Origin of the sequence: Mycobacterium sp. SMC-11 (assembly GCF_046250095.1) — a bacterium.
Taxonomy (GTDB): domain Bacteria; phylum Actinomycetota; class Actinomycetes; order Mycobacteriales; family Mycobacteriaceae; genus Mycobacterium; species Mycobacterium heraklionense_A.
In genome coordinates, this window is record NZ_CP176430.1 from 3,558,363 (window position 1) to 3,582,148 (window position 23,786).

The 23,786-nt window shown below is 68.1% G+C and carries 26 protein-coding genes and 1 riboswitch; of the genes, 14 read left to right on the forward strand and 12 right to left on the reverse strand.

Features of this window, described 5'->3' with window-relative positions; all coding sequences use genetic code 11:
* From ACKY0X_RS16955 to ACKY0X_RS16965, 3 genes are all read right to left on the reverse strand, one after another.
* Positions 1-1,116, reverse strand: coding sequence for an NDMA-dependent alcohol dehydrogenase (locus ACKY0X_RS16955; protein ID WP_409426980.1), 1,116 nt, complete (start codon positions 1,114-1,116; stop codon positions 1-3).
* Positions 1,113-3,086, reverse strand: coding sequence for a hypothetical protein (locus ACKY0X_RS16960; protein ID WP_409426981.1), 1,974 nt, complete (start codon positions 3,084-3,086; stop codon positions 1,113-1,115). Before ACKY0X_RS16960 ends, ACKY0X_RS16955 begins: the two co-directional genes overlap by 4 nt.
* Positions 3,087-3,156: 70 nt before the next feature.
* The gene (locus ACKY0X_RS16965) at positions 3,157-4,659 is read right to left on the reverse strand and encodes a flavin-containing monooxygenase (protein ID WP_409429673.1); all 1,503 of its coding nucleotides are present in this window, start codon (positions 4,657-4,659) and stop codon (positions 3,157-3,159) included.
* Positions 4,660-4,784: 125 nt separating this feature from the next.
* Here ACKY0X_RS16965 and ACKY0X_RS16970 point away from each other — a divergent pair, with 125 nt between their 5' ends.
* The 8 genes from ACKY0X_RS16970 (at position 4,785) to ACKY0X_RS17005 (ending at position 11,068) form a co-directional block, all read left to right on the forward strand.
* Entirely contained in the window at positions 4,785-6,041 is a 1,257-nt protein-coding gene (locus ACKY0X_RS16970; protein WP_409426982.1) for a PucR family transcriptional regulator, read from the forward strand.
* A gap of 33 nt (positions 6,042-6,074) precedes the next feature.
* Positions 6,075-7,520 carry a sugar porter family MFS transporter gene (locus ACKY0X_RS16975; protein WP_409426983.1) on the forward strand — a complete coding sequence of 482 codons (1,446 nt, stop codon included), beginning with the start codon at positions 6,075-6,077 and terminating at the stop codon, positions 7,518-7,520.
* A complete protein-coding gene (gene nagA, locus ACKY0X_RS16980) occupies positions 7,517-8,650 on the forward strand; it encodes an N-acetylglucosamine-6-phosphate deacetylase (protein ID WP_409426984.1) in 1,134 nt (377 codons plus the stop codon). The genes ACKY0X_RS16975 and nagA overlap by 4 nt, the downstream gene beginning before the upstream one ends.
* 9 nt (positions 8,651-8,659) lie before the next feature.
* Complete coding sequence (locus ACKY0X_RS16985) at positions 8,660-8,947, forward strand: GNAT family N-acetyltransferase (protein WP_105295312.1); 288 nt, start codon at positions 8,660-8,662, stop codon at positions 8,945-8,947.
* A 2-nt stretch (positions 8,948-8,949) separates the two neighbouring features.
* Complete coding sequence (locus ACKY0X_RS16990) at positions 8,950-9,405, forward strand: carboxymuconolactone decarboxylase family protein (RefSeq protein WP_082108124.1); 456 nt, start codon at positions 8,950-8,952, stop codon at positions 9,403-9,405.
* A gap of 177 nt (positions 9,406-9,582) precedes the next feature.
* Positions 9,583-10,053, forward strand: a complete 471-nt coding sequence (locus tag ACKY0X_RS16995) for a MarR family winged helix-turn-helix transcriptional regulator (RefSeq protein ID WP_409426985.1) — start codon at positions 9,583-9,585, stop codon at positions 10,051-10,053.
* Positions 10,050-10,466, forward strand: a complete 417-nt coding sequence (locus tag ACKY0X_RS17000; protein ID WP_409426986.1) for a PPOX class F420-dependent oxidoreductase — start codon at positions 10,050-10,052, stop codon at positions 10,464-10,466. The genes ACKY0X_RS16995 and ACKY0X_RS17000 overlap by 4 nt, the downstream gene beginning before the upstream one ends.
* Positions 10,463-11,068 (forward strand): class I SAM-dependent methyltransferase, encoded by a 606-nt coding sequence (locus ACKY0X_RS17005; protein WP_409426987.1) that lies wholly within the window; start codon positions 10,463-10,465, stop codon positions 11,066-11,068. Before ACKY0X_RS17000 ends, ACKY0X_RS17005 begins: the two co-directional genes overlap by 4 nt.
* Before the next feature lie 21 nt (positions 11,069-11,089).
* Here ACKY0X_RS17005 and ACKY0X_RS17010 read toward each other — a convergent pair whose 3' ends face one another.
* The 3 genes from ACKY0X_RS17010 to trpS are packed head-to-tail and all read right to left on the reverse strand — an operon-like array spanning position 11,090 to position 13,993.
* Positions 11,090-12,025 (reverse strand): DUF5996 family protein, encoded by a 936-nt coding sequence (locus ACKY0X_RS17010; protein WP_409426988.1) that lies wholly within the window; start codon positions 12,023-12,025, stop codon positions 11,090-11,092.
* 37 nt (positions 12,026-12,062) lie between these two features.
* A complete protein-coding gene (gene yhjD, locus ACKY0X_RS17015; RefSeq protein ID WP_409426989.1) occupies positions 12,063-12,977 on the reverse strand; it encodes an inner membrane protein YhjD in 915 nt (304 codons plus the stop codon).
* Positions 12,974-13,993, reverse strand: coding sequence for a tryptophan--tRNA ligase (trpS, locus tag ACKY0X_RS17020; protein ID WP_409426990.1), 1,020 nt, complete (start codon positions 13,991-13,993; stop codon positions 12,974-12,976). Before trpS ends, yhjD begins: the two co-directional genes overlap by 4 nt.
* A 78-nt stretch (positions 13,994-14,071) precedes the next feature.
* Between trpS and ACKY0X_RS17025 the strand changes: the two genes are divergently transcribed.
* Together ACKY0X_RS17025 and ACKY0X_RS17030 are read left to right on the forward strand one after the other, a co-directional pair.
* Positions 14,072-14,737, forward strand: a complete 666-nt coding sequence (locus ACKY0X_RS17025; RefSeq protein WP_409426991.1) for a TetR/AcrR family transcriptional regulator — start codon at positions 14,072-14,074, stop codon at positions 14,735-14,737.
* The gene (locus tag ACKY0X_RS17030; protein ID WP_409426992.1) at positions 14,734-15,396 is read left to right on the forward strand and encodes an enoyl-CoA hydratase-related protein; all 663 of its coding nucleotides are present in this window, start codon (positions 14,734-14,736) and stop codon (positions 15,394-15,396) included. The genes ACKY0X_RS17025 and ACKY0X_RS17030 overlap by 4 nt, the downstream gene beginning before the upstream one ends.
* 9 nt (positions 15,397-15,405) lie before the next feature.
* Here ACKY0X_RS17030 and ACKY0X_RS17035 read toward each other — a convergent pair whose 3' ends face one another.
* From ACKY0X_RS17035 to ACKY0X_RS17050, 4 genes are all read right to left on the reverse strand, one after another.
* Positions 15,406-15,696 (reverse strand): thiocyanate hydrolase, encoded by a 291-nt coding sequence (locus tag ACKY0X_RS17035; protein WP_409429674.1) that lies wholly within the window; start codon positions 15,694-15,696, stop codon positions 15,406-15,408.
* Between the two features lie 95 nt (positions 15,697-15,791).
* The gene (scnC, locus tag ACKY0X_RS17040; protein ID WP_065041562.1) at positions 15,792-16,511 is read right to left on the reverse strand and encodes a thiocyanate hydrolase subunit gamma; all 720 of its coding nucleotides are present in this window, start codon (positions 16,509-16,511) and stop codon (positions 15,792-15,794) included.
* Positions 16,512-16,539: 28 nt separating this feature from the next.
* Positions 16,540-17,376 carry an SH3-like domain-containing protein gene (locus tag ACKY0X_RS17045; RefSeq protein WP_409426993.1) on the reverse strand — a complete coding sequence of 279 codons (837 nt, stop codon included), beginning with the start codon at positions 17,374-17,376 and terminating at the stop codon, positions 16,540-16,542.
* A gap of 130 nt (positions 17,377-17,506) precedes the next feature.
* Positions 17,507-17,695 carry a hypothetical protein gene (locus ACKY0X_RS17050; protein ID WP_409426994.1) on the reverse strand — a complete coding sequence of 63 codons (189 nt, stop codon included), beginning with the start codon at positions 17,693-17,695 and terminating at the stop codon, positions 17,507-17,509.
* Between the two features lie 113 nt (positions 17,696-17,808).
* Between ACKY0X_RS17050 and ACKY0X_RS17055 the strand changes: the two genes are divergently transcribed.
* The 4 genes from ACKY0X_RS17055 to cobM are packed head-to-tail and all read left to right on the forward strand — an operon-like array spanning position 17,809 to position 21,600.
* Positions 17,809-18,663, forward strand: a complete 855-nt coding sequence (locus ACKY0X_RS17055) for a nitrite reductase (protein WP_409426995.1) — start codon at positions 17,809-17,811, stop codon at positions 18,661-18,663.
* Positions 18,660-19,325, forward strand: coding sequence for a precorrin-8X methylmutase (locus ACKY0X_RS17060; protein WP_065041558.1), 666 nt, complete (start codon positions 18,660-18,662; stop codon positions 19,323-19,325). Before ACKY0X_RS17055 ends, ACKY0X_RS17060 begins: the two co-directional genes overlap by 4 nt.
* Positions 19,322-20,842 carry a precorrin-2 C(20)-methyltransferase gene (locus ACKY0X_RS17065; protein ID WP_409426996.1) on the forward strand — a complete coding sequence of 507 codons (1,521 nt, stop codon included), beginning with the start codon at positions 19,322-19,324 and terminating at the stop codon, positions 20,840-20,842. Before ACKY0X_RS17060 ends, ACKY0X_RS17065 begins: the two co-directional genes overlap by 4 nt.
* On the forward strand, positions 20,830-21,600 hold the full coding sequence (cobM, locus tag ACKY0X_RS17070; protein WP_409426997.1) for a precorrin-4 C(11)-methyltransferase: 771 nt from the start codon (positions 20,830-20,832) through the stop codon (positions 21,598-21,600). Before ACKY0X_RS17065 ends, cobM begins: the two co-directional genes overlap by 13 nt.
* On the opposite strand, the gene cbiE is transcribed toward cobM, so the two are convergent.
* Together cbiE and ACKY0X_RS17080 are read right to left on the reverse strand one after the other, a co-directional pair.
* A complete protein-coding gene (gene cbiE, locus ACKY0X_RS17075; RefSeq protein ID WP_409426998.1) occupies positions 21,586-22,797 on the reverse strand; it encodes a precorrin-6y C5,15-methyltransferase (decarboxylating) subunit CbiE in 1,212 nt (403 codons plus the stop codon). The genes cobM and cbiE overlap by 15 nt on opposite strands.
* Positions 22,798-22,811: 14 nt before the next feature.
* Positions 22,812-23,609, reverse strand: coding sequence for a dienelactone hydrolase family protein (locus tag ACKY0X_RS17080; protein ID WP_409426999.1), 798 nt, complete (start codon positions 23,607-23,609; stop codon positions 22,812-22,814).
* 9 nt (positions 23,610-23,618) lie between these two features.
* Positions 23,619-23,759, forward strand: a riboswitch (cobalamin riboswitch).
* Positions 23,760-23,786: the final 27 nt, after the last annotated feature.

A 23,786-nucleotide genomic window follows, 5' to 3' on the forward strand; every position in this document is an offset into this window, starting at 1 on the left:
TCACGCTCCGGCGTGCAGCACGATTCCGCGAATGTTCTTGCCGTCCCGCAGATCCTGATAGCCCTGGTTGACGTCCTCGAGCCGATACCGAGCGGTCACCAACTCGTCGAGATTGAGTTGACCGGCGTCGTAGAGCCGCAGCAGCCGCACGATGTCGTACTGCGGGTTGGCCGAGCCGAACAGTGATCCCTTGATCGTCTTCTCCATCAACGTCAGCATCATGCCCGAGACATGGACCGTCAGCTTCTCCGGGCTGGCCAGGCCGACCACGATCACGGTCCCGCCCTTGCCGACGACGTCGAACGCCGCGGCGATCACTTCCTCCTCGACCGTGCCGACGGTGACGATCGCCTGGTCGGCGCCCTGCCCCCAGGACAGCTCGTGGACCATCTCGGCCGCTTCGCTCGCCGATGAGAACGCATGGCTGGCACCGAATTTCAGGGCAGTTTCGCGCTTGAACTCCACCGGGTCGACCACGATGACGTACTTGACTCCCGAGTGCAGTGCGCCCTGCACGGCGTTGATACCGATACCGCCGACCCCATAGATGACCGCGATGTCCCCGGGCCGGACGTTACCGGCGTAGGCGGCCGCACCCCAACCGGTCGGCACCCCGCAGCCGACCAGCACCGCGGTCTCCAGCGGCAGCCAGTCATCGATCTTGACCACCGAATGCTCAGAGATCACGGCACGCTCGGAGAACGTGCCCAGCATGCACATGGCACCGAATTCCTCTCCGGCGCCCCGGAATCGGAAGGTGCCGTCCGGCATGCAGCCGTCCAGGATGGTGGCCCCCATATCGCACAGGCTCTGGCGACCGGTGGCACAGTAGCGGCACTTGCCGCAGCTGGGGATGAACGAGCACACCACGTGATCACCCGGGGCGACCTTGGTCACCCCGGGGCCGACGTCCTCGATGATCCCCGCGCCCTCATGCCCGCCGACGATCGGATACCGCGGTGGCAGATCACCGTCGGTCAGGTGCAGATCCGAATGGCACAGTCCGGCAGCGACATACCGGATCAGTACCTCCCCGGGGCCGGGGCCGTCGAGATCGAGTTCCATGATCTCGAACGGCTTGCCCGGCTCCAGCAGTACCGCCGCAGTGGTTTTCACAGCGCCATACCGCCGAGTGCCTGCGCCAGCGTGTCGTTGAGCTCCGACAGCTGCGCCCACAAGGTATTGGTCAGCGCGGTGTCGTCGGTGGCGTTGAGCAGCCCCACCGACAAGTCGTCGCGCGCGTTGAGGAAGCCGGCGGTGATGCTGGTGGCCGGGTCGAACAGCGCGTCGTTGATGACGGTGCCGAACGCGTTGAAGCTGGACAACAGGTTCGACGAGTCCGACCAGTACTCGCCGGTCTGCATCGCCGCCAATGTCTGCTCGGTGAGGTGCTGCAGTTGCAGCCCGGCTAGCACGCTCGGCAACTCGACGTCCTTGATCGCCAGCGGCAGGTTGTTGATCAGCGCGTTGAAGGCGCCTTCGGGGTGGGCCAGCACGTTGTTGAACACGTTGCCCCAGTTGGGCCCGAGGTCGGTCGACGTCATCCGGTCGAAGACCGACGGCACCGAGTCCTGGCCGCCGAACAGCTGGTCGAAGGTGTCCGAGCCGATCGCGGCCTTGATCTGGCCGATCTGCAGGTTGTCCCAGAGCCAGTTGATGTTCGACGACTGGTGGAAGGAGTAGCCGTACTCGAGCAGCCGCTCCTGGGCGAGGGTGGCGTACTCCTCCGGGGTGACCGTCGGCATGTCCGCCGGCAGGTAATCCTTGACCTCGGAGATCGGCACCACGCTGGTCTCGATGTTGGGGTTGGTGATCTCCCCGCTGACGTCCTGCCAGCGCAGGATGACGCCGCCGTTGGTCAGGTCACCGATGTTCACCCAGTTCGCGTAGCCCGGGTTCTGGTTGCTCAGGATGTAGTAGGTGTAGCCGTCGTTGCCCTGGAAGATCTGGGTGTTGTTCAGGCTGCCGGTCGCGCTGGCGAACGGAACGTATTGTCCCCATTCGTTGGTGACCTGCAGGCCGTGGTAGCCGGCCTCGAGCTCGGGCACCTTGAGCACCAGCGCCTGGCCGGGCTCCAGCGCGAAGTTGCCCAGGCTGGTGACCTGGCCTGGCAGGGTCAGTCCCGGGACGTTGGCGGCGGTGTCGCCGAGCTTGCTGAACTCGTTCGGGTCGTTCAGCAGCGGGTACTGGATCTGGTGGTAGTAGGTGTCGGACATGTTCGCCAGCGGCAGCACCTTGCCGGTGATGCCCAGGATGGTGGTGATCTGGTCATCGTTGAGCCACGGAACGCTCTGGTCCGCACCGTCTTTGACGATGTGGACGTCGTTGTGGATCTGACCCCAGTCACCGACGGTGTCGCGGACCAGCAGCGAGGTAGCCCCGGCGCTGCTGAACCAGTTGGCGCCATTGCCCGGGTCGGTAGGGCTGACGATGATGGTGTAGCTGCCATCGGCATTGGGGGTGGCGCCCGCGAAGCTGAAGCTCTCCATCGGGGCGAAGTTCGAGTTGACGACGCTGCCGGAGTAGGTGGCCAGGCCGCCGCCGATGGAACCGTCACCGGGGTGCACCGTGATGGTGTAGCTGGCGTTCGGGTCCAGCGGCATCAGACCGTACTGGTTGTCCGGGTTGCCGTAGATCAGGTACGACTGCGGGTCGGCGGCCGAAGCGTTCCACATGAACGGCGCCGCCAGGTAGCCGGCGCCGTTGAGGACCGGAAGTTCGCCCAGGCCAGGGAATTTGAGCATGCCGGTGTTGTATTGGGCGAGCAGCAGCGCCAGGGTGGTTGCCGACATGTTCTGCACGTACTGCGGCAGCATGCCATCCGACGCACCGTGATTGATGAAGTCGAACAGCGGGTTGTTGGCATCGAACTCGGCGATGCTGGCCTGCGCCTGCTCCAGGGCCGCCACGGCACCCTGCAGGGCGGCGGCCTCGGCGGCCGCGTGCGGCGCCGTCAGCGCCATGGCCAGCCCGCCGGCGGCCATGCTGCCGGCCACGCTGGCGACGCGAACCAGCCGGCGGGAGAGCCGACGGCGCTCCTCACGGTTGGCGACGGTGGAACAGCTGGTGACTGCGATGTGTGTCATGGGATTCTCCAAAAGGTGATGAAAGGTCGGTTCTGAGTGGGTGTTTGGGGTCTGTGATGTGGCGATAGGACTACCGCGCTACCGATGCCCGCACAGCAGGCCGGTTGGCGCTGAAGTGCAGCGCACTGTCTTCGACCGGCCCCATACGTAGCCGTTCGACGTCTTTTTCGTAGGCCATGTCGGCCGTCCACGGCCCGGTCGTTCCGGCGCGCGGGAAATGTGCGACGCCGCGCTGCACGTAGCCCGAGCCCAGATCGAGCAGTGGCACCCGCTGCATGTCCTCGTCGAGAACCGGCTCGACGCGCTGGTGTCCGTGGGCATCCATGTGGTCGAGCAACCGGCAGAAGTGTTCGCAGACCAGGTCGACTTTCAGTGTCCAGGAGATGTTGGTGTAGCCGAAGGCGAACACCAGGTTCGGTACCCCGGACAGCATCATCGACTTGTAGACCGTGGTATCCGCGGGATTCACCGCCTGGCCGTCGACGCTGAGAGTGATCTTGCCGAAGGCCGACATGGTGAGTCCGGTGGCGGTCACGACCAGGTCGGCAGCCAGCTCCCGGCCCGAGGCCAGCCGGATACCGGTCGGGGTGAATCTGTCGATCACATCGGTGACCACGCTGGCCCGCCCGGACGAGATCGCCTTGAACAGGTCACCGTCGGGCACCATGCACAGCCGCTGGTCCCACGGGTCGTAACGCGGGGTGAAGTGGGTGTCGACGTCGAAGTTCTTCGGCAGTTGGCGGCGCACGTTGGCGATGAGCAGCCGGCGCATCAGCCCCGGCGCGCGTTTGCAGGCCTTGAAGATTCCGCGGTTGAGCACGATGTTCTTGCGCCGGATGATCGGGTTGGCGCGCTGTGGGCCCAGCACCTTGTTCAAGATGTTGGCAACGGGGTCCTCGGCCGGGATCGAGAACACGTAACTCGGCGAGCGCTGCAGCATGGTGATGTGACCGGCCTTGGGGGCCATCGCGGGGATCAGGGTGACCGCCGTTGCACCACTGCCGATCACGACCACCCGCTTGTCGGTGTAGTCCAGATCCTGCGGCCAGTGCTGCGGGTGGATGACCTGGCCGGCGAACTCGTCGACCCCGGCGAACTCGGGAGTGAAGCCCGCGTCGTAGTCGTAGTAGCCGGTGCCGAGGTACAGGAATCGTGCGGTGAATCGGGCTGTCGCGCCGCTTCCGGAGTGCTGCGCGGTGACGCTCCAGCGGCCCCGTTCCCGGGAGAAGTCCGCGGTCAGCACCCGGTAGCCGAACCGGATGTGGTCGGACAGCTCGTTGTCGACGACCACCTGACGCAGGTAGTCCAAGATGATCGACCCGTCGGCGATCGCCTTGCGGTGCGTCCAGGGCGCGAAGCCGAAGCCGAAGGTGGCCATGTCGGAGTCGGAACGAATGCCGGGATACCGGAACAGGTCCCAGGTGCCGCCGATGGAGTCCCGGCCATCGAGGACCGCGAACGAGGTGCCCGGCCGGCGAGTCTTGAGGTGGTAGGCCGCGCCGATCCCGGAGATGCCGGCGCCGACGATGAGGACGTCGAAGTCGGCGGTCTGCGTCTGGCTGGCGGTCGTGATTGTCACGCATGTCTCCTCTGAGCACCGGGTGTGGCGTGGTTCACGTTAAAGTCGCAACGACCGGCCGCGGTATGTCCGTACGCTCAGATCTTTTGCAGATATATGTGCGATGGCACACTCATTCCATGGATGCTTCACCGTCCTCGCCGCTGTCCGCCGACGTCACCGCGCTGATGGGCGACGTGGCGGAACTGATGCTGACCGAAATCGATGACCTGGTCGCCGAGATGGACGCCGCCGAGATCGAACTGTCGCCGTTCCTGGGCGCTGACGCGGCGCTGACCGCGGAGATGTCGGCGAGCAACCGCGCCAATCTCGCCCGGGTGATGACCATGTTCGCCCGCCGTGATGACCGGCCCGCCCCCTTCGACGTTCCACCCGAGGCCCTGGACGTCGCCCGCACCATTGCGCGGCGCGGCATCGGCCTCGACGTGCTGTTCCAGTCCTACCGCCGCGGCCAGAACGTCGGCTGGCAGCGCTACATGGCGCACGCCGCCCAGATCGTGCCGCCGGGTCCACTGCTCATCCAGCTACTGAACGCCTCTTCGCAACGCATGTTCGAGTACGTCGACCACGTGGTCAGCCAGGTCATCGCCGAGGCCCAGCGGGAACGCGAGGAGGTGCTCGGAGGTGCGCTGGCGCGCCGCGCCGAGACCATTCGGCTGATCCTCGACGACGCCCCGATCGACAGCCGTCGGGCCAGCGGCCAGCTGGGCTACGAGTTGGGCCGGCACCACACCGCGCTGGTGCTGTGGGCTCCCCCGCTCGGCGAGATCCAGGGCGCGTTGGAATCCGCCGCCGGGGTGCTGGCGCAGGCCGCCGGCGCGCGGCGGCCCCTGACGTTGCCGGCCGGAACGTCCACGTTGTGGGCCTGGGTGGGCAGCGAGGCCGCCCCGGCGCTGGATGCACTGCGGGAGGCGATCAATCGCATCCATCCCACTATCCGCGTCGCGGTGGGCCCTGCCCGGCACGGAATCGGCGGCTTCCGCCGCACCCACACCGCGGCACTGGCTGTGCAGCGGGTGCTTGTCGCGCATCCTGCCGGGGCCCGGGTCGGGCTCTACGACGAGCTGGAGGTCACCGAACTGGCGGCCCAGAACCTGGACCGCGCAGCCGAATTCGTGGCCACCACACTCGGTCCGTTGGCTGCCGATGACCCCAGCGCGGAGCGCCTGCGCGAGACGCTGCGGGTGTTCCTCGACGAGGCCGAGAACGCGCCGCGGGCCGCGGCCCGCCTCCATGCCCACCGGAACACGGTGCTGCAGCGGGTGGCGCGCGCCACCGAGCTGCTGGGTCACCCGCCGAGCGCGCGACGGTTGGCGGTGGAGCTCGCGCTCGAACTCGCCCATCAGATCGGCCCTCGGGTTCTCACCCGCACCTGATCGGCTGGATTCATATCCCCTACCGTGAGCCAGATGGGCCGATTCGCCGAACTGCGCCGCTCCTCGCCGCTGGCGCTGCTGGTGGGCGTGGCCGCCGCCAGTGTCGGCGTCATCTACGGCTACGACCTGTCCAACATCGCCGGCGCGCTGTTGTTCATCGAACGTGACTTCGGGCTGACCGAGTCCCAGCAGGAGATGATCGCCACCGCGACGGTGATCGGCGAGATCGCCGGGGCCATGGCCGGCGGGTGGCTGGCCAACGCGATCGGTCGCAAACGCTCGATGGTGTCGGTGGCGCTGGGCTACGCGGTTTTCGCGGTGCTGGGGGCGGCGGCGACGTCGGTGTCGACGCTGACTGTGGCGCGGCTGCTGCTCGGCATCACCATCGGAGTATCGGTAGTGGTGGTTCCGGTGTTCGTGGCCGAGTCGGCGCCGGCTCACGCCCGGGGCGCACTGCTGGTCACCTACGGGGTGGCCACCGTGATCGGGATCATCGCCGGCTACCTGTTCGCCTACCTGCTGGCCGGCACCGGTAACTGGCGGGCGATGCTGGGGCTGGCCGCGGTCCCGGCGGTGCTTGTTGCCCTGCTGCTGGCACGTATCCCCGACACCGCCCGTTGGTATCTGCTCAAGGGCCGCGTCGACGACGCGGAACGTACACTGCGGCGGATCGAGCCGGGCACCGACGCACAGCGCGAGCTGGCCGAGATCGGCCGCACTCTGGCCGAGGAGCGGGCCGGCGGCGTCGGGGTGCTGCGCGAGATGCTGCGGCCGCCCTACCTGCGGGCGACGCTGTTCGTGGTGACACTGGGCTTCTTCATCCAGATCACCGGGATCAACGCGATCGTCTACTACAGCCCCCGGCTGTTCGAGAAGATGGGCTTCGAAGGCGATTTCGCGTTGCTGGTCCTGCCGGCGCTGGTGCAGGTCGCCGCCCTGGCCGCGATGGTCGTCTCATTGATGATCATCGACCGCGTCGGCCGGCGGCCGATCCTGCTGTCGGGGATCGCCGCGATGGTCGTGGCCAACCTGCTGCTGGTCGCGGTGTTCGCCGCCGGCGAGACGTTCGGTGCCGCACTGGCGGCGGTCAAGTTCGGCGGAGTGCTGCTGTTCACCGTCGGCTACACCTTCGGGTTCGGCTCCCTGGTGTGGGTGTATGCGGGCGAGAGCCTGCCGGCCAGGATGAGAGCCATGGGGTCCTCGGCGATGCTGACCTCTGATCTGGTGGCCAATGCGATCGTCGCGGCGGTCTTCCTGACCATGCTCTCCTCGCTGGGCGGCGCCGGGACGTTCGCGGTGTTCGGTGTGCTGGCGATGCTCAGTCTGGGCTTCGTGTACCGCTACGCCCCGGAGACCAAGGGCCGCCAACTGGAAGACATCCGGCACTTCTGGGAGAACGGCGGACGCTGGCCCGCCGAGGACGTTGGGCCTGCCCGGGACACGAGCGCCCTGGTTGCAGACAGCGAGGCCTCGGCATGACCGTCATCACCGCCGGCACCGTCGTGCTCGACGGCGCGGTGCACCGGCCCGGCTGGGTCTCCGTGGCCGAGGGGCGGATCGCCGACTGCGGGGCCGGACCAGCACCGGTTCGGCCAGCTACCGATTTCGGTGGCTGCGTGCTGGTGCCCGGCTTCGTCGATATGCACTCCCACGGCGGCGCCGGCGTCTCCTATGCGGACGATCCGGACCGCGCGGCGGCCCTGCACGCTTCGCACGGCACTACCGGCGGCCTAGCCAGCTTGGTGACCGCATCGCCGGAAACCCTGCTGGCACAGGTGCACACACTGGCTGCCGCGACCCGGCGGGGTGTGGTGGACGGCATCCACCTCGAGGGGCCGTGGCTGAGCCGGCTGCACTGCGGCGCACACGACAGCGGACAACTGCGTGCCCCCTCGGACGCCGAGGTTGACGCGCTGCTGGTCGCCGGCGGAGGCACGATCCGGATGGTCACGCTGGCACCCGAGCTACCCGGCGCTTTTCCGATCATCCGGCGCTTGGTGGATGCGGGAATCGTTGTGGCCGTAGGACATACCGACGCGAGCTACGAACTGACGCAGGCGGCTATCGACGCCGGAGCGAGGGTCGGCACGCACCTGTTCAACGCGATGCGGGCACTGCATCATCGCGAGCCGGGACCGGTTCCGGCACTGCTGTCCGATCCCCGGGTGACCGTCGAGCTGATCGCCGACGGCGTGCATCTGCACCCGGGGGCGATCCGGCATGTGGTGGCTGCGGCCGGCCCCGACCGGGTCGCACTGGTCACCGATGCCATGGCCGCCGCCGGAGTCGGTGACGGTGCGTTCCGTCTGGGCGGGCTCGACGTCGACGTCGCCGACGGGGTGGCCCGCCTGCGCGGTACGGCGACGATCGCCGGCAGCACCGCCACCATGGACCGGCTGTTCGCGACCGCGGTGCGACTGCTCGGGGCGGAGATCGGCATCGAGGCCGCCATTGCCGCAGCCGTGCGCATGACCTCGTCCACGCCGGCGCACATCCTCGGGCTGCACCGGGCCGGTGTTCTGGCCGCCGGACGTGACGCCGACCTGGTTGTGCTGGATCGGGATTGGCGGGTCTGGCGAGTAATGCGGCGCGGCGCCTGGCTCCGATAGGCTGCAAAGATGAGCGAACCGACCGTCACCCACGACAACGGGCAGTACAAGATCACCGTCGACGGCGAGCAGGCCGGGTTCGCCGACTACATCGAACGCGGCGATCAGCGGGTCTTCCACCACACCGTGATCGACAAGGCGTTCGGCGGGCGCGGCCTGGCCAGCACACTGATCGGCGCAGCCCTGGCCGACACCCGCGCGGCCGGCAAACGCGTCGTACCGACCTGCTCGTTCGTGGAGGCCTACATCACCAAACACCCGGAGTTCGCCGACCTCGTCGACCCGGCCGGCGACTGATCATGACGCGGATCCCCGTCAACAAGCAGTCCGCCTCGGTCTACCGGTCCTACCTGGACGCCGCAGCAGAGGTGCGAGCACGCGCCGAAGAAGCCGGATTGTCGCGGACCGTCCTGGAGCTGGTGAATCTGCGGGTATCCCAGATCAATGGGTGCGCGTTCTGCCTGAACCTGCACAGCAAGGCGCTACTGGAGACCGGTGACACCGTGCAGCGGATCGCGGTGCTGCCGGCCTGGCGAGACACCCAACTGTTCTCCGACACCGAACGGGCCGCCCTGGAGATCGCCGAAGCGGTCACCTGGATCTCCGACACCCACCTGGATGACGACGAGTACACGTTGCTGCGCGAGCACCTCACCGACGATCAGGTTTCGCTGTTGATCTGGTCGGCGATCACGATCAACGCGTTCAACCGCGTATCGATCATGAGCCGCTACCCGGTGCGGGCCGAGAAGTAAGAAACCGCCTCCCACGTCGGGCTGGAACGCGGCCCAGCTTGGCCCTGTAGTTAAAATTTGTATTACTTGGTTAGTGTAGCTATGGTGGTGTCATACAGCCGCTTAGCAGGTGCAGCGGCCCCGACAATCGTCGTTGATCAAAAAACGTACGACTTTCCGCTGGAGACGAGGTGACCGATGTCCGACCAGAAGTTGTCCGACCGACAGGCACAGGCCTGGGGCGCCTATATCGAGAGCAGCATCCACCTCGAGACCCGGCTCGACGAGCTGCTGCGCGCGCGGACCGGCCTCACGCTGATCGACTATCACCTGCTGATGCTGCTCGCCACGGCACCCGAACAGCGCATGCGCATGAGCGAACTCGCCGACCGGATGGTCTTCTCCCGCAGCCGGATCACCTACCAGATCGATTCGATGACCAAACGCGGGCTGACGGTACGCGAGTCGGCACCCGACGACCGGCGGGGCTACCGCGCGGTGCTCACCGCCACCGGCCTGGAGATCCTTCAGCAGGCAATGCCCCAGCACGCCCATTCGGTTCGCGAGCTGTTCCTCGATGACTTAGACGCAGACGAATTGGCTTGCGTAGAGCGCATCTTCAGCCGGCTACGCAACCGGCTCAGCGACGAAAGAAAGGTGCGAGCATGATATTCACCCCCGCCGAGCTGGCCTACCTGCGCGAGGAGCAGATCGGCCGGCTGGCCACCCTCGGCCCCAGCGGCGACCCGCAGATCAGGCCGGTCGGCGTCCACCTCGGGCCGGACGAGACCACGATCGACATCGTCGGCCATGCACTCTCGAAAACCCAGAAGTGGCGCAACGTGATCCGGGAACCTCAGGTGGCCTTCATCGTCGACACCGTGATCTCGATACAGCCACCGCAGGCCCGCGGCATCGAGATCCGCGGCATCGGTACCGCACTACCCGGTGCGGGCAGCACCGAAGGCGGGCTGTCCGGCGACATCATCCGTATCCGCCCGCGGCGGATCGTGGCCTGGGGCCTCGACTCTCCGGGCACCACCGCCCGCGATGTGACCGACAACGAAAGGAACACACCATGACACACAAGATCGACTGGGACGACGCCTACCGGCAACAGCAGACACCGGCGTGGAACATCGGTGCGCCGCAACCGGAGTATGCGGCGCTGATCGCGCGGCCGGGCACGGTGCGCGACGACGTGCTCGACGCCGGCTGCGGCCACGCCGAACTGTCGCTGGCACTGGCCGCGCGCGGTCACACGGTGGTCGGCATCGACCTGTCCCCCACCGCGGTCGCGGCCGCTACCGCTGCCGCCGCCGAGCGCGGCCTGAGCACGGCCACCTTCGCCGCGGCCGACATCACCGCATTGACGGGCTACGACGGCCGGTTCTCCACCATCTTCGACAGCGGGCTGCTGCACGCCCTGCCGGACGAGCTGCGGGAGAACTATCTGCGGGCCATGCACCGCGCGGCCGCTCCGGGAGCGAGGTTCTACATTCTGGCCTTCGGCGCCGGTGCTTTCGCCGACCATGAGGGTCCGACACCCACCCAGTTCACCGAAGAGCAGCTGCGCGACGAGGTTTCCGCGTGCTGGGTCGTCGATGAGGTTCGGCCGGCACCGCTGTTCGCCACGATCGGCCAGATGCCCGGCTTCCTGCTGACCGCGCACCGCCCGGAGTGATCTGAGCGTGGCGGGTGCGGCTCACCCACGTGATTGCACCCGCCAACGGTCCGGGTCAGCTTCCAGGGCAGCGCGATCCCAGTTGCCACGCACAGCCGCCGCTTCGTAGGTGTCTTGCAGGAACTCCAGCAGGACTCGGTCCGGGTCGGGTGCTTGCCGCACCACCTCGTAGGGCAGCACGAATTCGCCCATCTGCTTGCTGTAGAACGCGTCGGCGGGGCGAACCGGATGATCGGCGAAGCTATCAGGTTCGGGGTAGGCGTACGCATAGAAGCCACCTTCGACGCCACCGCCCGGCCAGAAGCCACAGCTGCTGAGTTCGTGTGAGTAGCCTTCGACCATCACCCAGTCGCCGCAGTTGGGTGCGCCCCCGGGGTGCGTCGGAGCGCTTCGGCCCGAGAACCGGGTGCAGGCAAGATCCATTGCCCCCCAAAAGAAATGCACGGGGCTGACTTTGCCGATGAACCGAGATCGGAACTGTCCCAGCACTCGATGTGCCTGCACGAGTTGCCGCCAGAACAAGTGGGCGGCGTGCGGGTCGTAGGAGGCGTGCTCGACGTCGTCGGCGAACGGCACGGCGGGCTCGACCTCGTTGGGGTGCGACTGGATGTGCGTCTGCAAGCCCAATTCGGCCAGCATGGACATGACCGTGGTGTAGAACTCCGCCACCGACTGCTCCCGAAGCGGAGTGACCCGGGTGGCACCAGAGCTGCTTCGGATCACCAACCGGTGGTCGATGAAGTCGAACTCGATGTCGAAAACATCGCTGCCATAAGGGATCGCCGAGGTGGTCAGGCCTCGCGGGGTGACATACATCGTCACCTGCCACCAGTGGTTCAGCAGGGGTGCGTGCGCCAGGCGGACCTTGCCGATGATTTGCGCCCACATGTGCAGGGTGTCCCGAGTCGGGCCCCAGTCCTCGACGCGAAGACTCGGCCAGGTGGATTCGCGCGTCATGGTCCCCTACTACCCGTTTCGGGAGCCGGTCACACCGTCAGTCGGCCCGCAGGTTGTCCGCCCGGTCGTGGGCGGTCGCGGCCCACGCGGTGGCGAACAAGATGAGCCGGGCGGTGATGTAGGCGAACACCAGCAGGCCCAGGACCGGTCCGAACACCGCCCCGGCCGGGCCGTTGATCACCGACTGCAGATACACCGAGCCGGCCTGCTTGAACAGTTCGTAGCCGACCGCGGCGATAGCACCGGCCTCCATCGCGCTGCCGAAGCTCACCGACTCCCGGGGCAGCCTCGCGATCATCCAGGTGAACAGCAGCCACGACACCCCGGCCGCCATGATCAGCGACGCGACCCGCAACAGCCCACCCAGCAGGGTGAAATCAGGTACGCCCAGCCAGCGCAGGACACTTCGCATCAGCTTTGGGTCGGACAGGGCGGTCAGGGCGATGGTGGCCAGCATGGCCCCGAACGCCCACACCATCGCCAGCAGATCCGACAGCTTGGAAGAGACGAAACTTTGTTTGTCCGAGCGGGTTTCCCACATCTCTGACAGTGCCTCGCGCAGGTTGGCCATCCAGGTCAGCCCCACCCAGGCTGCGGTCGCCAGGCCGATCACCCCGACGGAGGCACGGGAGGAGATCGCGCTGTCCATCAGCGTGACGAGCTCATTGCCGAACTCGCCGGGGATCGAATGCTTGATCCGGTTCTCTATCTCGTCGAGCACCTCGGGCCGACGCGACAACAGGAAACCGCCGACGGAGAAGCCGACCATCGCCAGCGGGAACAGCGCAAAGATGGTGTAGTAGCTCATCCCCGCGGCGAAGAAGTTGCCCTGACAGTCGTCGTAGCGTTCCTGAGCACGCATGACGTGATCGAACCAGCCGTACCTGGTGCGCAGGCGATCGATGACGCCGGGCTTGGCCGGGTCGGACTGGTCGGTCACGGCTTTGCTCATGGCCGGGCTGGAAGGAATCCCACCCGGTCGTATACCCGCGCAAGCGTGGCGGCGGCCGCCGCGCGCGCCCGGCTCGCGCCGGCGGCCAGCACAGCCTCCAGCTCAGCCTGGTCGGCGAGCAGCTCATCCACCCGGGCCTTGATCGGGGTGACGAACTCGGCGACGGCCTCGGCGGTCTCCTTCTTCAAGTCTCCGTAGCCGCGTCCGGCATAGCCGTTGACCAGGGACTCGACATCCGAACCGGTGACCGCGGCCTGAATGGTCAGCAGATTCGAGATGCCGGGCTTGGTCTCCGGGTCGTAGCGGATCTCGCGCTCGGAGTCGGTGACCGCCGAACGAATCTTCTTGGCGCTTTTCGCCGGTTCGTCGAGCAGGCTGATCAGGCCGGCGTCGGTGGCCGCCGACTTGCTCATCTTGGCGCTCGGGTCCTGCAGGTCATAGATCTTGGCGGTGGCCTTCGGGATCATCGGCTCGGGCACGACGAAGGTCTCCGGGAAGCGTGCGTTGACGCGCTGGGCGACGTCGCGTGCCAGCTCCAGGTGCTGGCGCTGGTCTTCCCCGACCGGCACCACCTCGGTGTCGTAGAGCAGCACATCGGCGGCCATCAACACCGGATAGGTGAACAGACCGACGGTGGTGGAGTCGGCCCCCTGCTTCTGCGACTTGTCTTTGAACTGCGTCATCCGCGACGCCTGCCCGAAACCGGTAAAACAGCCGAGCACCCAGGCGAGTTCGGCATGGGCCGGGACATGGCTCTGCACGAAGACGGTGCTGCGGGCCGGGTCGATGCCCAACGCGAGGTACTGGGCGGCCGTCACCAGCGTGCGGCGACGCAGCGTCGCCGGGTCCTGCGGCACGGTGATCGCGTGCAGGTCCACGACGCAGAAGAACGCCTCGTGACCGTCCTGCAGGCTGGTCCACTGAGCGACCGCGCCGAGGGCGTTTCCGAGGTGAAGCGAGTCGGAGGTCGGCTGGGCGCCGGAGAATACGACGGGACGGGATCCGGGAGTGCTCATGATTGTCCGATCCTGTCACGCCGGTGTCCGGACGACCGCACCTGGTAACAGAGCGTTCGCTCTGTTACGGTGACGGCCATGCCCCGCCCGCGCGTGTACGACCCCGAGCAGGTGCTCGACGCCGTCGAGACACTTGCCGCACGGTCGGGCCCTGCCGCGGTGACGATTCGCGCCATCGGGGAGGCCACCGGCGCGTCCAACGGTGCGGTCTACCACGGGTTCGGCTCGCGGGCCGGGCTGGTCGCCACCGCCTGGCTGCGGGCCACCCGGCGCTTCCTGGCGGTGCAGGGCGAGCTGGTGGACGCGGCCTGCGACCCCCTCGAGGCGGTCGTTGCCGCCGCCGACGCTCCGGTGGCATTCGCGCAGCGTCATCCCGACGCCTGCAAGCTGCTGTTCGCGATCCAGCGCGACGATCTACCCGACGACGATTTGTCTCCGGAACTGGCCGAGCAGCTCCGCGGTGCCGACGCCGAGCTGGTCGGCTTGCTCATCCGGCTCGCGGACGCCCTGTGGCAGCGCCGCGACGCCGCCGCGGTCGACGCCATCACCACCTGCGTCGTCGATCTACCCACCGCTATCGTGCTCAGCCGGAACCGGTTGGGCAGCACCACCGCCCGCGCCCACCTGCATGCGGCGGTCCGCGCCGTGCTGTCGGTCGGGCCACCCCCGGCGGTTCAGCAAGGCTCGACGGAGGAGAGCCGAAGCTGGGACCGCCGCATGAATCAGAAAGGATCCACCCCATGAACCTGACCTATGACGACACGATCGCCGTGCTGGACCTCGGCGACGACGAAAACCGGTTCTCCCCCGACTTCCTCGACGAGATCAACGGGGTGCTCGATGACGTGTTGGCCGCCAACGCCGAGGGCAAGGCGCAGGGCCTGGTGACCACCGCGGGCGGCAAGTTCTACACCAACGGCCTGGACCTGGACTGGCTGATGGCCAACGGCGACCGCACCGACTGGTACGTCGGCCGGGTGCACGCCCTGCTCGCGCGGGTGCTGACGCTGCCGATCCCCACCGCGGCGGCCGTCGTCGGCCACGCCTTCGGGGCCGGCGCAATGCTGGCACTGGCCCACGACTTCCGGGTGATGCGGGCCGACCGCGGTTTCTTCTGTCTGCCCGAGGTCGACATCCGGATTCCGTTCACGCCGGGGATGGCGGCGCTGATTCAGGCCAAGCTCACCCCGCAGGCTCAGGTGGCGTCGATGACCACCGGCCGCCGGTTCGGCGGGGTGGACGCCGCAACCTTCGGCATCGTGGACACCACCGCCGCCGAGGGCGCGGTGACTCCGGCCGCGACCGAGTTTCTGCGACCGCTGGCCGGCAAGGATTCGGGCACCCTGGGCGCGATCAAGGACACCATGTTCGGGCCGGCGGTGGCTGCGCTGACGACGGGTTGATCCCGCGCGCTACTCTGCTTCCAACCGAGCGCGAATCACCGCCAGCCGCTGCCGAAGTTCGGTCTCGTCGATCACGCCCCGAGCCACGAGCGAATGCGCCAGCGCCATGAGCTGGCTTTCCGGGTAGGGCAGGCATTGATAGCGCGTCGCCGACAATTCGTCTTCCTCGTCTCGGCGATCTTTGAACGTGAAGTCGAAGTCATCGATCTGGCATGACGTAGTGTCGAGCGCATCGCATAAGCCGTCGAGGCTGGTCTTCCAGGGCGGCAGCGGGTTCTCCACGCCGTACTTGGCCGCCATGACGGGCCAGGTCTGGTTGCTCTCGGCGATCTGGGCGAGGGTTGCGATGGTCTCGCCCACCAGACCGTCGAACGATGGGCGGTCCGCGACGGGGTTCACGATGCCGCGCCGCTGCTGCCGACCGGATTGTTCGCGGGCCGGGTCTTGGTGATGACGTTGGTGGTGACCCCGGGTTTGGGTAACGCGACCCCGATCAAACAGTCCCTGGTGAGGATCTCGGTCAGCTGGTCCTCCGACCAGCCTTCAGTACCCGCGGGCCGCATCGGCATCACCATGAATCGGTGCTTCTGGTTGGAGTCCTCGACACGTACCGCAACGCCTTCCGGCAGTTCGAGGCCGAATTCGGAGAGCACCTGCCGCGGCCAGCGCACGATCCGGCGCCGGTAGTTCGGGGTCCGATACCACTCCGGCGAGTTGCCGAGAATCGGTCGTGGATAGCAGGAGCACAGCGCACAGCAGATGACATGGTGGACCGTCGGTGTGTCTTCGAGGATCTTGAAGGCGACGAAGTCACTGGGGGTGCCGAATCCGGTGGGTTCGAGCCAGTCGACACCGACCTGTTTGCAGGCGGCGATTGGATCGTTCAAGGCCAGCGCCTTGTACTCCGGGTCGAGCCACGCCTTGGCGACCAGCCGAGCAGCAGCGGTCGGGCCGATCTGCTCGGCGAACTCGGTGAGGTGGCGGTGCTGCTCGGCGGTGAACAGGCCCTTTTCGATGCACAACTCGCGCAACGCGATTTCAAGAACTTCGAACTCGGTGATCTCGTCGACCATCGGTTTCACCGTGCGGGCGTGATCGTGATCGTGATCGGCCATAGTCTGTTCTTTCCGTCGGATGGGGTGGTTAGGCCGGCTCCAACCAACGTTCCGGGATCTCGGTCTGCAAGGTGTCGTTAGCCGGACCGGTATAGGAATCCCACAATTCGGTCTGGTTGAACCGCACGATGTAGAACCATTCAGGCTTGGCGTCCTCACGCTCCCAGGTCTCGTCCTCCGGAGCAGGACTCTCATAAGCCAATTCGGCGATCGTCCCGCGAGCGCCCCGCACGTATTCCGGGGTGCGGGTGTAGAACATCGCCGGCAGGTTGCGGACTCGTACTCGGTCACCGAGTGCGAATCGCGCGGGATCGGCGAGTCCGGCAAATTTCTGCGGATCGCCGATGCCCACTGCTTCGAGATGATGTTTGTTGCGAACCACGTTTGATCCGTCGCCCTGGAATTTCGGCTGGGCGTCCAGGTGGGTGCCCGCGGGGCATCCGGCATACCGCTGCTGCACCTGTGCCAGACGATCGGTCAGCTCGCCCCACGTGATGTGCTTCTTTTCGATCAGCACCCGGCCCACCGACCACAACCAGCGCGCGTAGTAGGGCAAACCGAGATAGATCGGGCGCCCCACGTCGACGTTACCGATGCGCCGGCGTTCCTCGGAGACCCAAATCCCGCGCCAGCCAAGCGTTTCGCAGAGCACATAGGTCATGAGCTCCCAGTGCTCTTCTTCCTTGTTCTCGTAGACCGCCGGCACGTCCAGCTCACCGCCGACGTCGTGGCATGTCTTCAGATAGGCCCAGTAGTGGTCCGGTCGAACCTGGTCAGGAAAGGGCCACTCCGGGTCCTCCGGGAAAGTGGTATGCAACCTCGAAATCAGCGAGAGGCGTTCTTCACGTTCGGCAGCAGTTGTCATGGGCGATCCTCGATAACGGTCGCCGGCCGCATTGACTAACGGCCCACGGCCATACTTGTCACGCGCTAAGCCTCGATACTAACCCGCCGGGACCGCATGGATCCGGCCAATTTTCGGCTGGTCGGGCTTCTCAGCCGCAGGTGATGCGCGTGCCAGTCCGGTCCAGCGGATCGGGCCCCAGCCCGAGGAATTCCGAACGCAGCCGATTCCACAGTTCCAGCTGATTCCATGCCGGGAGCAGCTTCAGGAGGTTGGCCTTGCCGACCGGTAGCGGCCAGACCTGTTCCCTGCCGTCACCTTCCGCGTCGACGGCGCGCATTCAGATGAGCTTCTGCTGGCGCCGCGGCGCTGACGGGCACGTGATTTCGGCGCGGTTCTGCCCGCGCAGCGACGATTTCCGCGCCGAAATCGCGGGGGTGTGAGAATCGACCGGTGATCATCACGCCGCGCACGCGCGCCGATCGATGCCCAGGGGTGCTGCGCCCCTGGGTGGCCGACGACGGACTGCTGGTGCGGCTGCGCCTGGTCGGCGGCCGGCTGCCGGCCGCCTCGCTGGCCCGGCTGCTGCAGGTCAGTGCCGAGTTCGCCGACGGCTCGGTGTACCTGACCAAACGGGCCAACCTGCAGTTGCGCGGGTTGGCTGATCACGCCGGTGCACTCGCCCCCGACGCGGTGGCCGCCCTGGAATCGACCGGGCTGTTGCCGTCGCGCAGCCACGAGCTGGTCCGCAACATCCTGGTCTCGCCGCAGACCGGCTATGCCGGTGGACGGGCGGACCTGCGCCCGGTGGCGACTCGGCTGGACGCGCTGCTGTGCGCCGATCCGCGACTCGCCCGGTTGCCCGGCCGCTTCCTGTTCGTCCTCGACGACGGCCGCGGCGACCTGATCGATCGGAAAAGCGACGCGGGCCTGGTGGCGCTCAGTGACACTGAGGCACAGCTGCGGATCGGTGACGACTGGGGCGCCGTAATCCGCCTCGATGACGCCGCCGCCCGGCTCGCCGAGCTGGCGGTTGCATTCCAGAGAGCACGCGGCGGGCGGCCGGATGCGCCGTGGCATGTCCGCGAACTCGATCGACCTCTGCAACCCGCCCTCGCTGCCGACCCGCGCGTCCCGGCCCGGTCGGGTCCGTTACCGTTTGGCAGCGTGCCCGGCGGCACCCACGTGCACGTGCCCGACGGCGTGCTCACGGCGGACCACGGGCGATCGTTGATGGAGCACACCGAGCTCGTGGTGACGCCGTGGCAGGGTGTCTTCATCCCCCAAGCTCAGGAGGCGAACCCGTGAGCAGGCCCACGCGCCCGTCTCGGCATTACGACTACATCGCCGACGGTCCGGCCATCTACGTCGAATCGTTCGCGACCATCCGCCGCGAGTCCGACCTGTCGCACATCCCGGCGACCGCCGAGCGTCTCGCGGTGCGAATGATCCACGGTGCCGGGCAGACCGACGTCGCCAAGGACTTGCTGATTCACCCGGACGCGGTGCCGGCCGGGCGGGCCGCACTCGACGGCGGCGCGCCGATCCTCTGCGATGCCCGGATGGTGGCCGTCGGCGTCACCGCCGGGCGGCTGCCCGCCGGCAACGAGGTGCGTTGCTACCTGCGCGATGAGCGGGTGCCAGAGCTGGCGAAGGAATGGGGAACCACCCGTTCGGCGGCGGCCGTCTCGCTGTGGGAACCCGAGCTCGCCGGCGCCGTCGTGGCGATCGGCAACGCGCCGACCGCGCTGTTCCACCTGCTGGAGACGATCATCGACGGCGGGCCGCGCCCAGCGGTGATCGTCGGCTGCCCGGTGGGGTTCATCGGCGCCGCGGAGTCCAAGGAGGCGTTGGCCGCACTGCACCGCGACCACGGCATCGACATCCCGTTCGTGACCGTGCGCGGCCGGCGCGGCGGGTCGGCGATCACCTCGTCGGCGTTGAACGCACTCGCCTCGGATGCCGAATGACCGGCCGTTTTTATGGCGTGGGCCTGGGCCCCGGTGACCCCGAGCTGATCACCCGCAAGGCGGCCCGGATCATCGCCGACGCCGACGTGGTGGCCTACCACGCCGGAGTCAACAAGGCGTCGTATGCGCGCACCATCGCCGCCGACCTGATCCGGCCCGGTGTCCTCGAGGAAGAGCTGCGCTACCCGGTCACCACCGGGGTCACCGATCACCCCGGCGGTTACGCCGGAGCGCTCGCCGACTTCTACGAGGCCTCGGCATCGAGGCTGGCCGCCCACCTGGATGCGGGCCGCACGGTGGCGCTGCTGACCGAGGGCGATCCGCTGTTCTACGGCTCGTTCATGTACATGCACGACCGGCTGTCGACGCGCTTCGACACCGAGATCATCCCCGGCGTGCCGGCGTTCAGCGCCGCCACCGCCGCGCTCGGGATGCCGCTGGTGCGCCAGACCGACGTGCTGACCGTGCTGCCGGGCACCTTGCCCGAGCATGAGCTGGCGATGCGGCTGGCCGACACCGACGGCGCCATCATCATGAAGCTGGGCCGCACCTTCCCGGCCGTGCGCCGGGCCCTGGCCGCCGCGGGCCGGTTGGAGCACGCGTACTACGTCGAGCGAGCCAGTCATCCTCAGCAGCGCTGGCTGCCGGTCGCCGAGGTAGAGGAGGCCAGCGTCCCCTACCTGTCGCTGATCGTGGTGGACGGGGACTCCCGCAACGGGCGGCGCTCCAGGACGTCGGTGGCCCCGTCAGACCAGACCGCTGCGATCGTTGAGCCGGTGTGTGCCGCCGCCGAGCTGCTGGTGATCGGGCTGGGCCCGGGCCCCGAGGGCTGGCTGACCGGCGAGGCTGCCGAGGCTCTGGCCACCGTCGACCACGTGGTGGGCTACGGCCCCTACGTCGCGCGGGTTCCGCAGCGGGAAGGTCTGCAGCGACACACCTCGGGCAACACCGTCGAGCTGGACCGGGCCCGTTTCGCGTTGGATCTGGCCGCCCGGGGCGAGAAGGTGGCGGTGGTCTCCGGCGGAGATGCCGGGGTGTTCGGGATGGCATCTGCGGTGTTCGAGGCGGCCTCCGATGTTCAGTATCAACACGTTTCGGTGCGGGTGCTGCCCGGGGTCTCTGCGGTGCAGGCGGTGGCTGCGGCGGCCGGGGCCCCGATCGGGGCCGACTTCGCGGTGCTGAGCCTGTCGGATCGGCTCAAGCCCTGGGCGGTCATCGAGTCGCGGCTGCGGGCGATCGCCGAGGCCGATCTGGTGCTGGCGATCTACAACCCGGCGTCTCGCGCCCGCCCCGACCAGATCGCGATCGCACGCAAAGTGCTGCTGGAACACCGGGACGCGGCGACCGTGGTGGTGATCGGGCGTGACATCGGCCGGGAGTCCGAGGCGCTGACCGTGACCACTTTGGGTGAGCTGGACACCGACAGCATCGACATGAAATGCCTTGTCCTGGTAGGGGCCTCGTCGACCCGGGCGACGGCGGCTGGGCGGGTGTGGACGCCGCGATGGGTGCGCTAGCGGTCCAGTTCGTCGGTGCCGGCCCGGGCGCGGCGGATCTGCTGACGGTGCGGGCCGCCCGCCTGCTGGCCGCCGCCGACGTGGTGCTCTACCCGGGCAGCTACCTGGACCCGCAGGTGCTCGCGCACTGCTCGCAGGCGGCCGAACTCGTCGACACCGCCGACCTGGATCTGGATGCGATCACCGACCGGCTGGTCACCGCGCATCGGGCGGGTCGTGCGGTGGTGCGGCTGGTCTCCGGGGACCCCTCGCTGTACAGCGCGGTCTCCGAGCAGACCCGCCGTCTCGATGCTGCCGGGGTGCCCTGGGATGTGACGCCCGGAGTGCCGGCGTACGCGGCGGCCGCGGCGGTGCTCGGCCGTGAGCTCACGGTGCCGCTGGTGACGCAGTCGGTGGTGTTGACCCGCACGCAAGTCGCCTCCACCGCGATGCCGCAGCGCGAAGCGCTGTCCGCATTCGCCGCGACGCAAGCCACGCTGGTGTTGCACCTGGCGATCACCCGCATCCGGGCGCTGATGGGCGAGCTGGCGCCCGAGTACGGCGGGGACTGCCCGGTCGCGGTGGTCTATCGCGCGTCGCAGCCCGAGGAACTGGTGCTGCGCGGGACGATCACCGACATCGCCGACGCGGTCGAGGCGGCGGGCCTGCGGTCGGCCGCGGTCATCCTGGTCGGCCGCGCGGTAGCCGATCTGCCCGATCCGTGCGCCGGCGAGAGCCATCTCTATGACCCGGCACGAGACCGCTCAGGACCGGGTTAACGCCCACTGGGTGACCGTCCGGCCCGGCGTCCAGCCGGTGAAGGAACCCAGCGGCGCGGCGTGCTCCACCTGGATGCGGGTCAATTCGCCGCCGTGTTCGCGGTAGGCCGCCGCCAGCAGCGCCTCGGTCTCCAGCGTGACGCCGTGGGCGACCACCCGGCCGCCGGGTGCCAGTGCGGCCAGGCAGGCCGCCAGCACCCCCTCGCGGCTCAGACCGCCGCCGATGAACACCGCGTCCGGTGCGGGCAAGTCAGCCAACGCGTGCGGGGCCGCGCCGCGTACCACCTGCAACGCGGGCACGCCGAGATTGCGGGCGTTACCCGAGATGCGTTGTGCCCTGGTGTCGTTCGCCTCGACAGCGATGGCACGGCAAGTCGGATGCGAGCGCATCCATTCGATGCCCACCGAGCCGGCGCCGGCACCGACGTCCCACAGCAGCTGCCCGGGGGCCGGGGCCAGTCGCGCCAGCGCGGCGGCCCGCAGGTCACGTTTGGTGAGCTGCCCGTCGTGGTCGTAGGCGTCATCGGGCAGGCCGGCCGCCCAGCCGTACGCCGGCGGCCCGGCCAGTTCCAGCGCGACGATATTGAGCCGCGGGGCCGAACCGGCAAAGCTGGCGGCGGAGGTTTCCAGCCGCGATTCGGCCGTACCGCCGAGATCGCCGAGCACCACCATCCGGCTGGCTCCGTAGCCGCGCACGGTCAGCAGGGCGGCCAGCTGCCCCGGGGTGGACTCGTCGGACGACAGCACCAGCACCCGCCGGCCCGGCGCCAACTCCCGCAGCACCGCGTGCACGTCGGCGGACCGGATCACCGCGGCGGAGTCCGCGGGCCAGCCCAACCGGGCCCGGGCCAGCGTGACCGACGAGACCGCCGGAATCACCGCAACCCGCTGCGCTCCGAACAGCTCGATCAGCGTGCTGCCCACACCGGACAGCAGCGGATCGCCCGAGGCCAGCGCGACCACGCGCTGCCCGTCCAGCCCGTCGAGCAGCGCGGGCAGCCCGGCGCGCAGCGGCGACGGCCAGGCGTGGCGCTGCTGACCGTCGACAGCGGGCAGCAGGCCCAGGTGACGCGGCCCGCCGATCACGAGGTCGGCCGCCAGCACCGTTTGCCGCGCCGGCTCGCCGAGGCCGGTCCAGCCGTCGGCGCCGATGCCCACTACGGCGATGCGTTCGGCTGGGCTGGGCTGGGCTGGCACAGCGGCGATCGTAGCTAGGTCAAACGCTGCGTGAGGAATTCCACCACCCGTTTGCGTGCCTCGTAGGCGGGGTGGCCGTCGACTTCGCGGACCTGGTCGGTGAGCACCGAGTGCGCCATCCGGGACAGACCGTGCGCGTTGCCCGACGAGGAATCGATCTCGATGACCTCGAAAGCGTCCCCGAGCCGCGCTTTGAGCGTCGCGAAGCGGTCACCGGGGGCCATCTTGTCCTCGCTGAACCGCAGACCCAGAGCGCACAGGCCGCCGCCCGCGGCCCGGTCGGCGACGACGCCCAGCTCAACCTCGGAGAGCCCCGGGTCACGGCGCTGCTTGAGCGTCAGCGGAATCGGCACGGACGGCTGGCTGAGCACCGGCGCCAGCACCGCGTCGTCGACGGCCGCGGCGAGCGCGAAGCCGCCGGTGAAGCACTGGCCGATCACCCCGACGCCCTTGCCCGGCGTCTTCTCGTTGAGGTCACGGGCCAGCGCCCGCAGGAACTGGGTGACCGGGCGCTGCTTGTCGGTGGCGAACGCGGCGAACTCCCGGGCCACGCAGGCCCGGGCGATCGTGGCCGCGGCGTAGCCCGGCGTAATCGCTTTACCCGGCTCGCCGAACAACGAAGGAATCGCCACGGTGAAGCCGTTGTCCACCAAGTGATTTCCCAGCGCCAGCACGCCGGGGTGTATCCCCGGGATCTCCGGGATCAGCACCACGCCGGGACCCTCGCCCTTGCGGTATACGTCGTGGGTGAACTCGCCGCCGGTGAACGGCTCGGCGACCCATCCGGTCAGGTCTGCTTCGGGTGCGGTCATCACTGGTGTCCTTTCCGTCGGTGTTAGGGTATCGGCGCGAAGCGCCAGGGAAGTCGGTGTGACTCCGACGCAGGCCCGCTACGGTGTTCCGCGGCGCATTTCCGTGCGCCACGGTCAGTCCGAATACCGGCTTCGCGTCGCCAACACACAGGTGTTGGCCACACGAGCGGAGCCTCA

Coding starts and splice junctions, on each gene's coding strand:
- cobM (WP_409426997.1), top strand. CDS start 20,830: ATGGGTGCGCTAGCGGTCCAGTTCGTCGGTGCCGGCCCGGGCGCGGCG.
- ACKY0X_RS16995 (WP_409426985.1), top strand. CDS start 9,583: ATGTCCGACCAGAAGTTGTCCGACCGACAGGCACAGGCCTGGGGCGCC.
- ACKY0X_RS17045 (WP_409426993.1), bottom strand. CDS start 17,376: ATGACAACTGCTGCCGAACGTGAAGAACGCCTCTCGCTGATTTCGAGG.
- ACKY0X_RS16960 (WP_409426981.1), bottom strand. CDS start 3,086: ATGACACACATCGCAGTCACCAGCTGTTCCACCGTCGCCAACCGTGAG.
- ACKY0X_RS16975 (WP_409426983.1), top strand. CDS start 6,075: ATGGGCCGATTCGCCGAACTGCGCCGCTCCTCGCCGCTGGCGCTGCTG.
- scnC (WP_065041562.1), bottom strand. CDS start 16,511: ATGGCCGATCACGATCACGATCACGCCCGCACGGTGAAACCGATGGTC.
- ACKY0X_RS17005 (WP_409426987.1), top strand. CDS start 10,463: ATGACACACAAGATCGACTGGGACGACGCCTACCGGCAACAGCAGACA.
- ACKY0X_RS17080 (WP_409426999.1), bottom strand. CDS start 23,609: ATGACCGCACCCGAAGCAGACCTGACCGGATGGGTCGCCGAGCCGTTC.
- ACKY0X_RS17065 (WP_409426996.1), top strand. CDS start 19,322: ATGACCGGCCGTTTTTATGGCGTGGGCCTGGGCCCCGGTGACCCCGAG.
- ACKY0X_RS16990 (WP_082108124.1), top strand. CDS start 8,950: ATGACGCGGATCCCCGTCAACAAGCAGTCCGCCTCGGTCTACCGGTCC.
- ACKY0X_RS16970 (WP_409426982.1), top strand. CDS start 4,785: ATGGATGCTTCACCGTCCTCGCCGCTGTCCGCCGACGTCACCGCGCTG.
- ACKY0X_RS17050 (WP_409426994.1), bottom strand. CDS start 17,695: ATGCGCGCCGTCGACGCGGAAGGTGACGGCAGGGAACAGGTCTGGCCG.
- trpS (WP_409426990.1), bottom strand. CDS start 13,993: ATGAGCACTCCCGGATCCCGTCCCGTCGTATTCTCCGGCGCCCAGCCG.
- nagA (WP_409426984.1), top strand. CDS start 7,517: ATGACCGTCATCACCGCCGGCACCGTCGTGCTCGACGGCGCGGTGCAC.
- ACKY0X_RS17030 (WP_409426992.1), top strand. CDS start 14,734: ATGAACCTGACCTATGACGACACGATCGCCGTGCTGGACCTCGGCGAC.
- ACKY0X_RS17035 (WP_409429674.1), bottom strand. CDS start 15,696: ATGGCGGCCAAGTACGGCGTGGAGAACCCGCTGCCGCCCTGGAAGACC.
- yhjD (WP_409426989.1), bottom strand. CDS start 12,977: ATGAGCAAAGCCGTGACCGACCAGTCCGACCCGGCCAAGCCCGGCGTC.
- ACKY0X_RS16985 (WP_105295312.1), top strand. CDS start 8,660: ATGAGCGAACCGACCGTCACCCACGACAACGGGCAGTACAAGATCACC.
- ACKY0X_RS17010 (WP_409426988.1), bottom strand. CDS start 12,025: ATGACGCGCGAATCCACCTGGCCGAGTCTTCGCGTCGAGGACTGGGGC.
- ACKY0X_RS17025 (WP_409426991.1), top strand. CDS start 14,072: ATGCCCCGCCCGCGCGTGTACGACCCCGAGCAGGTGCTCGACGCCGTC.
- ACKY0X_RS17000 (WP_409426986.1), top strand. CDS start 10,050: ATGATATTCACCCCCGCCGAGCTGGCCTACCTGCGCGAGGAGCAGATC.